This is a genomic window from Streptomyces sp. bgisy159, from assembly GCF_965341775.1.
Taxonomy (GTDB): Bacteria; Actinomycetota; Actinomycetes; order Streptomycetales; family Streptomycetaceae; genus Streptomyces.
The window spans coordinates 25,384-37,007 of the sequence record NZ_CBDQZH010000061.1; the positions used below are offsets into that span (position 1 = coordinate 25,384).

General features: G+C 72.0%; 9 protein-coding genes. 5 read left to right on the forward strand and 4 right to left on the reverse strand.

Going from position 1 to position 11,624, the window contains the following annotated elements; translation table 11 throughout:
• Window positions 1-189: 189 nt before the first annotated feature.
• Window positions 190-855, reverse strand: coding sequence for a lysoplasmalogenase (locus tag ACSLTV_RS33465; protein ID WP_435613498.1), 666 nt, complete (start codon window positions 853-855; stop codon window positions 190-192).
• On the reverse strand, window positions 852-1,724 hold the full coding sequence (locus tag ACSLTV_RS33470; RefSeq protein WP_435613499.1) for a sterol desaturase family protein: 873 nt from the start codon (window positions 1,722-1,724) through the stop codon (window positions 852-854). Before ACSLTV_RS33470 ends, ACSLTV_RS33465 begins: the two co-directional genes overlap by 4 nt.
• A 152-nt stretch (window positions 1,725-1,876) precedes the next feature.
• Here ACSLTV_RS33470 and ACSLTV_RS33475 point away from each other — a divergent pair, with 152 nt between their 5' ends.
• From ACSLTV_RS33475 to ACSLTV_RS33490, 4 genes are all read left to right on the forward strand, one after another.
• The gene (locus ACSLTV_RS33475) at window positions 1,877-4,972 is read left to right on the forward strand and encodes an NACHT domain-containing protein (protein WP_432138224.1); all 3,096 of its coding nucleotides are present in this window, start codon (window positions 1,877-1,879) and stop codon (window positions 4,970-4,972) included.
• A gap of 121 nt (window positions 4,973-5,093) precedes the next feature.
• On the forward strand, window positions 5,094-6,092 hold the full coding sequence (locus ACSLTV_RS33480; protein ID WP_432157640.1) for a DEDDh family exonuclease: 999 nt from the start codon (window positions 5,094-5,096) through the stop codon (window positions 6,090-6,092).
• Between the two features lie 80 nt (window positions 6,093-6,172).
• On the forward strand, window positions 6,173-6,406 hold the full coding sequence (locus tag ACSLTV_RS33485) for a hypothetical protein (protein WP_432138226.1): 234 nt from the start codon (window positions 6,173-6,175) through the stop codon (window positions 6,404-6,406).
• A 49-nt stretch (window positions 6,407-6,455) separates the two neighbouring features.
• Window positions 6,456-7,244 carry an SURF1 family cytochrome oxidase biogenesis protein gene (locus tag ACSLTV_RS33490; RefSeq protein ID WP_435613500.1) on the forward strand — a complete coding sequence of 263 codons (789 nt, stop codon included), beginning with the start codon at window positions 6,456-6,458 and terminating at the stop codon, window positions 7,242-7,244.
• Between the two features lie 123 nt (window positions 7,245-7,367).
• Here ACSLTV_RS33490 and ACSLTV_RS33495 read toward each other — a convergent pair whose 3' ends face one another.
• Window positions 7,368-7,562, reverse strand: a complete 195-nt coding sequence (locus ACSLTV_RS33495; protein WP_432157632.1) for a CstA-like transporter-associated (seleno)protein — start codon at window positions 7,560-7,562, stop codon at window positions 7,368-7,370.
• A complete protein-coding gene (locus ACSLTV_RS33500; RefSeq protein ID WP_432138229.1) occupies window positions 7,559-9,715 on the reverse strand; it encodes a carbon starvation CstA family protein in 2,157 nt (718 codons plus the stop codon). The genes ACSLTV_RS33495 and ACSLTV_RS33500 overlap by 4 nt, the downstream gene beginning before the upstream one ends.
• A 221-nt stretch (window positions 9,716-9,936) precedes the next feature.
• Between ACSLTV_RS33500 and ACSLTV_RS33505 the strand changes: the two genes are divergently transcribed.
• Complete coding sequence (locus ACSLTV_RS33505; RefSeq protein WP_432157631.1) at window positions 9,937-11,499, forward strand: sodium:solute symporter family protein; 1,563 nt, start codon at window positions 9,937-9,939, stop codon at window positions 11,497-11,499.
• Window positions 11,500-11,624 lie beyond the last annotated feature (125 nt).

The window sequence follows — 11,624 nt, forward strand, 5'->3', positions numbered from 1 at the left end:
CTGGCTCGCCGAGGTGGACAGCCGCCTCGGGCGGCTGCGGTACGCGCTGCCGCCCGAGGCGTTCGAGGGAGGGCCGGTCGACTGGGCGCGGCCGCCGGGGCCGTGGGGTGACGACCTGGCGCGCTGGTCCTGAACTCGCCCGGGGCCCCGCTGGACCGGACACCCGCCCGGGTGCGGACGTCCGCCGGCTCAGGGCGTGGCCGTTCGTTCCGGCTGGTACGACGCCGTACGGGCGGGCGGGGCCGCGAGGACGCCCCGGGCGAGCAGGGCCTGCGCGGCGACGTAGGTGAGCATGATCCACAGGTCGGGGCGCGGTGGCTGCGGCCAGTCGGCGACGCCCGTGGCGATGAGCGTGTCGGAGAGCACGAAGAGCGCGCCGCCGGCACCGGCGACCGGGCCCAGCCGTGCTGCCGCCGTCCAGGCCATGGCGGTCAGGAGGGCGCTGTAGCAGACGACGGGGAGGCGGAGGTCCGCCGGCAGGTCCGGGACGAGCAGGACGAGGGTGGCGGTCAGGACGGCGGCGTAGCAGGCGAGCAGGAGCCCGGCACGCGCGCGGTGCGGGCCGGCTCGGGTGAAGAGCACCAGGTAGCAGACATGGCCGGCGGCGAAGCAGCTCATCCCGGCGAGGAAGGCGGCGTCGGCGTCGGACAGGAGCAGGACGTCGCCGCCCCACCCGCACAGCAGGGCGGCGACGAGGAGCCGGGGCGCGCCCCGGCGCGCCGCCCAGGCGGCGAGCAGCGGCATCAGCAGCGGCTTGGCGATCAGATGGCCGGGGCCGAGGCCGGCCGCGAGGGAGCCGAGGTCGGCGACGGCGACGAGGCCGAAGGCGGGCAGCGGGAACCGTGGGGATCTCACGCGGCCACGGTCTCCTCGGCGGCCGGTTCCACGGCGGGCGCGGCCGGCTGCCAGCCCGGACCGCGGAACACCCGCCCGGCGCGCTCGCGCCAGCCGCGCGCCGCCTTGATGTCCCTGGCGATCGCCACGTACTCGTGGGTGGCCACCTTGATCGGGTTGAACGTGTTGATGTTCTTGGTCAACCCGTAGACGGGCCGGTCCACCTCGGGCACGAACGACCGGAACAGCCGGTCCCAGACGATGAGGATGCCGCCGAAGTTGCGGTCCAGGTAGCCGCCCTGCGAGGCGTGGTGCACCCGGTGGTGGGAGGGGGTGTTGAACACGAACTCGAACCAGCGGGGCATCTTGTCGATCCGCTCGGTGTGGATCCAGAACTGGTAGACGAGGTTGGCCGAGGAGCAGAAGGCCAGCGCGGCCGGGTGCACACCGGCCGCGACGAGCGGGACGTAGAACGGCCACACCGTCAGGGACGTCCAGGGCTGGCGCAGCGCGGTGGTGAGGTTGAACTTCTCGCTGGAGTGGTGGACGACGTGGCAGGCCCACAGGATGCGGATGACGTGGTGGCCGCGGTGGGACCAGTAGTAGAAGAAGTCCTGGGCGAGCAGCATCAACGGGACCGTCCACCACAGGACGGGGACGCGCAGCGGGGTGAGTTCGTAGACCGCCGTGTAGATCGCGAGGATGGGGATCTTCCAGAGCAGGTCGAAGACGAGACTGCCGAGCCCCATGGTGACGCTCGTCGCGGCGTCCCTGGCCTCGTACCCGGCCGCCTCCTCGTCGGGATGGATCCGCACGCTGATCATCTCGATCACGGCCAGCAGCACGAAGGCGGGTATCGACCACAGCACGACATCGGGCAGGTTCGGCATGAAGGCACCGTAGAACCGGCGGTCGGCCACGCCTAGACGTTGTTACCGACAAGTATTACCGGGGGTACGCGCTTGCTTGTTGGTGATCTCCGCCAATGGACCGGGCCGCCGGGCCTACGATGCGCGGGGCGAGGTACGGGGAGGCAGCGGGGATGCAGGGACTCGAACTGGTGCTGGCGCGGGTGGCGTCGACAGTGGCGTCGTCCGTCGTGAGGTCGGTGCTCGCGAAAGTCACACCAGGGCGCGGCGCGGGTCTGGTGACGGATCCGGTACGGCCCTCGCCGAAGCCGGCGGGGCCGGAGAAGCTGGCCCAGGTGCTGGGCGGGCGGATCGCAGGCCGGTACGCGGCGCTGCCGGAACACGAGCGGCTGGCAGCCGTGGCCGCGGTCGAGGACTCCTTCACTTCGTCCGGTGCCCTCGACGCGGACCGGCTGTTCTCCGCGGACCTCGACCCCGTACGCCTGTCGGCCGAACTTCGGCGGCCGGTGACCGACTTGGCACCACGCGCCCAGGATCTCTACGCCGAACTCCTGGAGCTGTGCTGCGAACACCTGGTCGACCAGCTGACCGCGCACCCGTCATTCGCGGCGCGGGCGGCCGTGGAGCAGACGCGGCGCACCGGGCGCCTGCTGCGGCAACCCGAGGAGGTGGGGGCGCAAGCGCCCCCCGTGTCAGCCTTCGAGGCCCGGTACGCGGGCTTCATCGCCGGAACGCACCACCGGCTGGAGCTCTTCGGGGTGACACTCGGCGGGCGGCGCCGGGCCGAGTGGCCGCTGGACACGGCGTATCTGAGCCTCTCGGTGAGCGGAGACGAGCGTCACGCCCCGCGCCCTGAACGAATGCCCGAAGGGCAGACTTCCGTGAGGGTGGAGCAGGCCCTGGCGGACTGCCACCGGCTGCTGCTGCGGGGGCCCGCCGGATCGGGGAAGTCGACGCTGCTGCAGTGGCTCGCGCTGAACGCAGCGCGGCGCAGCTTCGGCTCGGAGTTGGCGGATTGGAACCGATGCGTACCGTTCGTGCTGCGGCTGCGTTCCTTTCACGGTCCGGGCGGCCTTCCGCTGCCGGAGGACTTCCTGTCCGCCGCCGGCGTGCCGCTCCGGGCACCGGACGGTTGGGTACAGAAACTCTTGCTCGCCGGCCGGGCGTTGGTGCTGGTGGACGGGGTCGACGAGGTCCCGTCACGCATGCGGGACCGTACCGAGACATGGCTGAAGGCGCTCGTCACGGCCTTCCCCGATGCACGGTACGTGGTCACGACCCGCCCTTCCGCCGTCCCGGAGGACTGGCTGGCGGCCCTGGAGTTCAGCGCGCACACCTTGCTGCCGATGGACCGCGAGGGCATCAGAACCTTCGTGCGGCACTGGCACGACGCGGCGCGGCAGGAGTACGGGGCAGACACCGAGCGGGAGCCGCTGGACCGGTACGAGGCGAGCCTGAGCGAAGCGCTGACCACGCGCCGCGACCTGGGCCGGCTGGCGACGAACCCACTGATGAGCGCACTGCTGTGCGCGCTCAACAGCGACCGGCGCATGCACCTGCCGCGTGCCCGCAAGGAGTTGTACGACGCCGCGCTCGACATGCTGCTGGTCCGGCGGGACAGCGAGCGGGACATCGCCCCGGTGGAGGGCGTGGTGCTGTCCCGGGAGGAGCAGACGGCACTGCTGCAGAGGCTCGCCTACTGGATGATCCGCAACGGACAGGTCGAGGCGGCCCAGGACGAGGTCGTGGCCATGCTCGACGAGTGGCTGGCGGCGATGCCGCAGGTACGCGACCAAGGGAGCGCCGAGCGGATCTTCTCCCACCTGCTGATCCGCAGCGGGCTGCTGCGCGAACCGGTGCCTGGTTACGTCGACTTCGTGCACCGCACCTTCCAGGACTACCTCGGCGCGAAGGCGGCGGTCGAGGACCGGGACTTCGGGATGCTGGTGCGGCACGCCCACGACGACCAGTGGGACGACGTGGTGAGGATGGCCGTCGGGCACTCGCGCATGGCGGAACGCGGGCGGTTGCTGCGGCGGCTGATGCGACGCGCCGACAAGGTCCGACGACACCGGGAGCGGCTGGTGCTGCTGGCGGCGGCGAGCCTGGAGCACGCGGCTGAACTGGAGCCGGAGGTGCGGGAGGAGGTGCAGCGCCGGGCTGCGGAACTTGTGCCACCGCGGTCGGCAGCACAGGCGGATGAACTCGCGAAGGTGGGCGAAGTGGTGGTGGAACTGCTGCCCGGCCCTGAGTGCCTGGACGAGGCCACGGCGGCGGCCGTGGTCCGGACGGCCGCCTTGGTGGGCGGACCGGTGGCGCTCGTACACATCGCACGGTTCCGTCAGGACACGCGGTTCGAGGTCTGCCGTCAGCTCAGTCACGCGTGGCGTCGCTTCGACACCGAGGAGTACGCGGACGCCGTACTGTCCGCCGCGACACTCGGGGAAGCCTTCCTGCACGTCGCCACGCAGGAACAGGCGACCGCGCTCGAACGGCTGCCCCAGATCGAGCAGTTCCACCTCGACGGACCACTCGGTGTCCCCGAGGCGATCGCCGGGCGCACGGGGACCAGGATGCTGTTCCTGAACCGCGACCCTTTCCTCGACGACCTGTCGCCGCTCGCCGGACTGACCAGCCTGCAACTGTTCGGGATCGACGGCTGCCCGAACGTCGTCGACCTCACCCCCGTACGTCAGCTGCCGATCACCCGGCTCCACATCTACGACGCCTCGCCCCGGCTGTCCCTCACTCCGGTCGCCGGGCTGACCGACCTGGAACTGCTCACTCTCGACTACGCCCCCGAGGGACTGCGCAGCGTGGCGGATCTCCCGGCAGGCCCCGGGCTCACGCGCCTGGGGCTCTTCCTCAGGGCGCGGCACGTCCGGCTGGACGGTTTGTCGCGGTGGCGTCGTCTGAACTGGCTCAGCGTCGCGGGACCGGATCACGTGGAACAGTTGGCCCGCCAGGGGGAGGTTCTCGGCATCGCCGAACTGCAGATCGTGTCAGCACACGAGATCCCCGCCGACACCCTGGTGCGCCACCAGGACCTCACGACGCTCACTCTCTATGACTCCGGGTTCGCCCGAGGCACGGCCCCCTTGGGCGACCTGCCGGAGCTGCGCATGCTCAACCTGACGAACTGCTCCGGTCCGGTCGACCTGACGCCCCTGGCCGAGCTGCCGGACCTGGTCGTCCGGTTCACCCCGGGGACGGAGCTGCGCGGCACCGACCGCTTCCCGCCGGAGCGCCTTGTGCAGCTCCGGCACTAGGTCTATCAACCCGTGACGTTCGGAACGCGGCGGCCCGGACTGAGTGCCCGTCAAGCCGCTCGGGGCGGTCCGCCGGGACACCGCACATCGCTGTCAGTCCGGGACCGTATCCTCAGTGACCATGCTCGAAGACCGTACGACCGAAGCGTTCTCCCCCGCTCCGTGGCCGGCCGCGTATCCGCAGGGGTACGCGGTCGTCGACGTGGAGACCACCGGGCTGGCCCGGCACGACCGGATAATCTCCGCGGCCGTGTACCGGCTGGACGCGCGCGGTGAGGTCGAGGACCACTGGTACACGCTGGTCAACCCGGAGCGGGACCCGGGGCCGGTGTGGATCCACGGGCTGACGCGCGAGACGCTGGAGGGGGCGCCGCTGTTCCAGGACGTCGCCGGGGAGTTCGCACGGCGGCTGGCGGACCGGGTGCTGGTCGCGCACAACGCCGTCTTCGACTGGCAGATGATCGCACGGGAGTACGCGCGTGCTCGGTCCGCGGCGCCGGTACGGCAGCGGCTGTGCACGATCGCGCTCGCCAAGGAACTGGGCCTGCCGCTGGCCAACCACAAACTGGAGACCCTGGCCGCCCACTTCGGCGTCGTCCAGCGGCGCGCGCACCACGCGCTCGACGACGCGCGCGTGCTGGCGGAGGCCTTCCGGCCGAGCCTCAGGGCGGCCGCGGCGGGCGGGGTGCGGCTGCCGCTGCACGAGTGCCGGCCGCTGACGGAGTGGCAGGACCACCCCGCGCCGGTCATCGGCCGTCAGCCCGGCGGGCAAGGCGGCTACGGCGGTCACCGGACGGGCGGTTGGCGCCCGTCCCGCAAGAGGCCCGCATGCCCCTACCCCAACCCAGGACGCTACGAAGACGGCAAAAGGCTCAAACAGGGCATGCGGGTCGCCTTCTCGGGTGACACCTCCGTCGAGCGGGAACTGCTGGAGGACCGCGCCACCGAGGCCGGGCTGCATGTCGCGACCAGCCTCTCCCGGCTGACCAGCCTGCTGGTCACCAACGACCCCGACTCGGGCACCTCGAAGGTGGTCAAGGCCCGGCAGTACGGGACTCCGGTCGTCGACGAGGCCGCGTTCGGGCAGTTGCTGCGGGATGTCGAACCCGCGGACGAGTGACCCGTCCCTCCGGGTGATTGACGCGCGACTCGCCCGGCGCCCGCTCGCCCGTCCCGCGCCGACGGCCCACCCTGTGGCGCATGGCGAGATGCGAAGTTTGCGGCAATGACTACGGCATGACCTTCGAGGTGCACGCGCAGGGCGCGGTGCACGTCTTCGACTGCTTCTCCTGCGCGATCCACCGCATGGCCCCCATCTGCGAGCACTGCCGGGTACAGATCATCGGGCAGGGCGTCGAGGTCGAGGGTCACTTCTACTGCGGCGCCCACTGCGCGCGGGCGGAGGGGAAGGCGGGGATCGTCGACCGGGCCTGACCTCCCACCCGCCCCTCGGCACCCCACGACGGGGAGGTACCGTCGTGGGGTGTACCGCTTCCTGTTGTCCCGGCAGTGGGTGATCCTCACGCTGATCGCCCTCCTCCTCATCCCCACGATGATCAGGCTGGGCTTCTGGCAGATGCACCGCTACGAGCAGCGCACCGCCCGCAACCAGCTCGTCGCCGACGCCCTCGCCACCGATCCGGTGCCCGTGGAGTCGCTGACGTCCCCGGGGCACACCGTCACCACCGGCGAGCGGTACCGCAGGGTGACGGCACGGGGGCACTTCGACACCGGCCACGAGGTCGTCGTCCGGCGGCGCGTCAACGCCGACGAGACGGTCGGCTTCCACGTGCTGACCCCGTTCGTCCTGACGGACGGCAAGGTGGTGCTCGTCAACCGCGGCTGGATCCCCGCCGCCCGGAGCCAGACGGACTACCCGAAGGTCCCCGCCCCGCCGAGCGGCGAGCTCACCCTCACCGGGCGGCTGATGCCCGACGAGACGACCGAGGCGAGCGGCATCAAGGACCTCCGGGGCCTGCCGGACCGGCAGGTCATGCTGATCGACAGCGAGCGGGAGGCCCGCCGTCTCGGCGTCGAGGTGCTCGGCGGCTACGTCGTGCAGACCGCGCCCCGGCCCGCCGACGGCACGCCGGAGCTGATCGGCAAGCCCGGCAACGAGAACGCCGCGCTGAACTACGCGTACGCCGTCCAGTGGTGGCTGTTCGCCGTCGGCGTCCCCGTCGGCTGGGTGATCCTCGCCCGCCGTGAGGCCCGCGAGCGTGCGCAGCAGGCCTCGGAGGCGGCCGAGGAGACGGCACCCGCTCCGGTGTGAGGGCCCGCCCCGCGGGCGGGGGCCGGTCCCCCGCCCGGCACGTCCGCCCCACCCCAGGAACAGCAGGGGCGGGGCGGACGTGCCGGTGTCCGGTCGGGACGGGCACGTCCGCGGCGCGGTCGGTCAGCAGCAGCGGGCCGGGGCGTCCGCCTCGCGTCGCGCGTGGCGCATGCGCTCGTACGCGCGGCGGGTCGGCACCGGGGCGAGCGGGTGGTGGCTGCGGTGCCGTGCGCAGTAGCGGTCGTACTCCGCCTCTCCGGTCAGCTCCCGCGCGTACCAGGCCAACCCCGCCAGCACCTTCCTGGCCGCCGCCCTCATGATCCCGCCCCCACCAGGGTGTCGTCGTCGCGGCGCTCGGGTACGCCGATGCGGGACTCGACGTGCGGCGCCTCGGTCGTCGGCACGGGCCCGCCGGTCCGGACGGCGCGGACGCAGACCACGGCGCAGTTCACCAGGACGACGAGGACCAGCAGGAGGAAGACGGCCATGAGTACGCCGTCGACCGTGTTGTTGACCACGATCCTGTGCATGTCGTCCATGTTCTTGGCGCCGGGCAGGAGCTCGCCGGCGTCGGCGGCCCGGGCGTACTTGTCGCGCAGGGCGAAGAAGCCGATCTTCGGATCGCCGGAGAAGATCTTCTGCCAGCCGGCCGTGAAGGTGACCGCCACGTCCCAGGCCAGCGGGACGCCGGTGACCCAGGCCCAGCGCAGCCTGCCGTGCTTGACCAGCAGGGTGGTGGTGACGGCCAGGGCGACCGCGGCGAGCAGCTGGTTGGCGATGCCGAACAGCGGGAACAGCTGCCTGATGCCGCCGAGCGGGTCGGTGACGCCGGCGTACAGGAAGTAGCCCCAGGCGCCGACGACCAGGGCGCTGGTGATCCAGATGCCCGGCTTCCAGGTGACCCGGCCGATCGGCTTCCAGACGTTGCCCAGCATGTCCTGGAGCATGAAGCGGCCGACGCGGGTGCCGGCGTCCACCGTGGTGAGGATGAACAGCGCCTCGAACATGATGGCGAAGTGGTACCAGAACGCCTTCATCCCGGAACCGCCGAGCACCCCGGCGAAGATCTCCGACATGCCGACGGCCAGGGTGGGAGCGCCACCGGAGCGGCCGACCAGGGTCTTCTCCTCGACGGCCGCCGCCGCGGCGGTGAGCTGGTCGGGGGTGATGGCGAAGCCGATGCCGCGGACCGCCTCGGAGGCGCTCTGCGCGGTCGGGCCGAGCAGCGCGGCCGGGGAGTTCATCGCGTAGAACAGGCCGGGTTCGAGGACGCAGGCGGCGATCAGGGCCATGACGGCGACGAAGGACTCCGTGAGCATGGAGCCGTAGCCGATCAGCCGGACCTGGGACTCCTTCTGGATGAGCTTCGGCGTCGTGCCGGAGGAGACCAGCGCGTGGAATCCGGACAGGGCGCCGCAGGCGATGGTGATGAACAGGAAGGGGAACAGCGACCCGGCGAACACCGGGCCGTCGCCGGTCGAGGCGAACGCGGTCACCGGCTCGGCCTTGAGGTTCGGCGCGGCGACCAGCACACCGACGGCCATCAGGGCGATGGTGCCGACCTTCATGAAGGTCGACAGATAGTCCCGCGGGGCCAGCAGCATCCACACCGGGAGCACGGAGGCGACGAAGCCGTAGCCGATCAGGCAGAAGACCAGGGTCTCGGGGCTCCAGACGAAGTACTCCGCGAGGGAGGAGTCCTGGATCCAGCCGCCGCCGAGGATGGCGGCCAGGAGCAGCGCCACGCCGATGACGCTGGTCTCCACGACCCGGCCCGGCCGCAGCCGACGCAGGTAGACGCCCATGAAGAGGGCGATGGGGATGGTCATGGCGACCGAGAAGGTGCCCCACGCGGACTCGGCGAGGGCGTTGACGACGACCATCGCCAGCACCGCGAGCAGGATGATCATGATGGCGAAGACGCCGATCAGCGCAGCGGCACCGCCCACTGGGCCGATCTCGTCCCGGGCCATCTGACCGAGGCTCTTGCCGTCCCGGCGCATGGAGAGGAACAGGACGATCATGTCCTGCACCGCGCCGGCGAAGATCACCCCGGCGACGATCCAGATGGTGCCGGGGAGATAGCCCATCTGCGCGGCGAGCACCGGCCCGACCAGCGGACCCGCGCCGGCGATCGCCGCGAAGTGATGGCCGAACAACACCCGCTTGTCGGTCGGGTGGTAGTCGACGCCGTCCTCCAGCCGCTCGGCCGGAGTGGCCCGGGTGTCGTCGACCCGCAGGACCCGGCGGGCGATGAACCGCGCGTAGAAGCGGTAGGCGATCGCATAGGACCCGAGGGCGGCCACGACCAGCCAGACGGCCGAGATCTCCTCGCCCCGGGACAGCGCGAGCACAGCCCAGCCGAGGGCACCGGCGAGGGCGACGGCGCTCCAGACCACGACAGACTTCAGGGACATTCGGGATGCTTCCGGCGCCTCGCGGCCGGATTCGGGCATGGCTGACACGGGCATGGCGGCTCCTGACCTGGGCGGATGTGCGCAGCGGGGGAAGCGGAAGGGGACGTGCGGCCGTAGCGGGGTCCCCGTCCCCGCCGGTCTGTGCAAGAGTTGCGCACCCGTCGGAGACGGTTGACAGCGAATTTCCAGAAGATTTCCGGCCGGTTCCGTGTCAACCGAACCGGCCGTCCGCGCAACTCTCGCGCGAGGGCAGCACACACCAAGGACGGTGACCCATGGCCGATGCCGCCATGACCACGACTTTCCTCGCCGTGATCGGCGGGGCGTCGCTGCTCGCCGTCACCGCCCGCCGTCTGCGCCCGACCGACCGGCTGCCCTCGCTGGAGGGCTGGGCGCTGGCCGACCGGAGCCTCGGCCCGGTGTGGACGTGGCTGCTGCTGGGCGGCACCGTCTTCACCGCGTACACCTTCACCGCCGTGCCGGGACTGGCGTACGGCAACGGCGCGCCCGCGTTCTTCGCGGTGCCGTACACGGTGGTCGTCTGCCCGCTCGCCTTCGTCCTGCTGAGCCGGCTGTGGTCGGTGGCCCGCCGGCACGGGTACGTCACCGTGGCCGACTTCGTGCGCGGACGCTACGGCTCGGCGCCGCTGGCCCTGGTGGTGGCGCTGACCGGCATCCTGGCGACGATGCCGTACCTGGCGCTGCAACTGCTGGGCATCCGCGCCGTGCTGACCGCGGGGGGTGTCTATCCGCGGGGCGCGGCCGGTGACCTGGTGATGGTGGCGCTGTTCGCGGGGCTCGCCGTCGCCACCTACCGGCACGGGCTGCGGGCACCCACCGTCATCTCCGCGCTGAAGGCGGTGGCCGTGTTCGTCTCGCTCACCGCCGTGTGCTGGCTGGTGCTCCGGCGCCTCGGCGGCCCCGGGGCGGTCTTCGAGGGGGCCGCCCGGCGGCTCGGCGGCACCGGCGTGTCCGACTCGGCGCTGCTGCTCACGCCCGAGCAGCAGCCCGCGTACGCCACGCTCGCCCTGGGCTCGGCGCTGGCGCTGCTGATGTACCCGCACGTGCTGACCGCCTCCTTCGCGGCCGACAGCGAGCGCACCGTGCGCAAGGCCGCCGTGGCGCTGCCCGCCTGGACCGGGCTGCTCGCGCTCTTCGGCTTCCTCGGCGTGGCGGCGCTCGCGGCCGGTGTCCGGGCACCCGAGGGCGGCGCCGAGGCGGCCGTGCCGATGCTGGTCGACCGGCTGATGCCGGGGCCGCTGGCCGGGCTGGTGTTCGGTGCGATCGTCGTGGGGGCGCTGGTGCCGGCCGCCGTGATGTCGATCGCGGCCGCGACCTGCTTCGTGCGGAACGTGTACGTCGAGTACATCCACCCGACGGCCACCCCGAAGCGCCAGGTGCGGATCGCCAAGGCCGTGTCGCTGACGGCGAAGGTGGGCGCGGTGGCGTTCGTGTTCGGGCTGCGCGACCAGGACGCCGTCAACCTGCAGTTCCTCGGCGGCGTGTGGATCCTGCAGATCTTCCCCGCGGTGGCGGTGGGCCTGTTCACCCGCCGTCTGCACCCGCGGGCGCTGCTCGCCGGATGGGCCGTGGGCATGGCGGCGGGGACGGTCATGGTGGTGCGGGAGGGGTTCTCCTCGGTCGTGCCGTTCGGTCCCGCCGACCGGCCGCTGGAGATCTACGCCGGTCTCGCCGCCCTGCTGCTCAATCTGCTCGTCGCGGTCGCCGCCACCGCGGTCCTGGACCGCCTCGGTGTCCCGCGCGGCACCGACGCCACCGGCCTGCCGTCCCGCCTGAGGGTCAGGCGGCGCCCCGAGACGGGAGCGAACCACCCGTGAGACGCAGACAGAACTCCCCGGCCGTGCTGCCGACGGTGCCCCGGCCCGCGGCCGAGCCCCTCGCCCCCGGGCCGGGCGATCCCGACGAGCTGGAGCGGGAGGGGGGGGTCGGGGGCTTCTTCGAG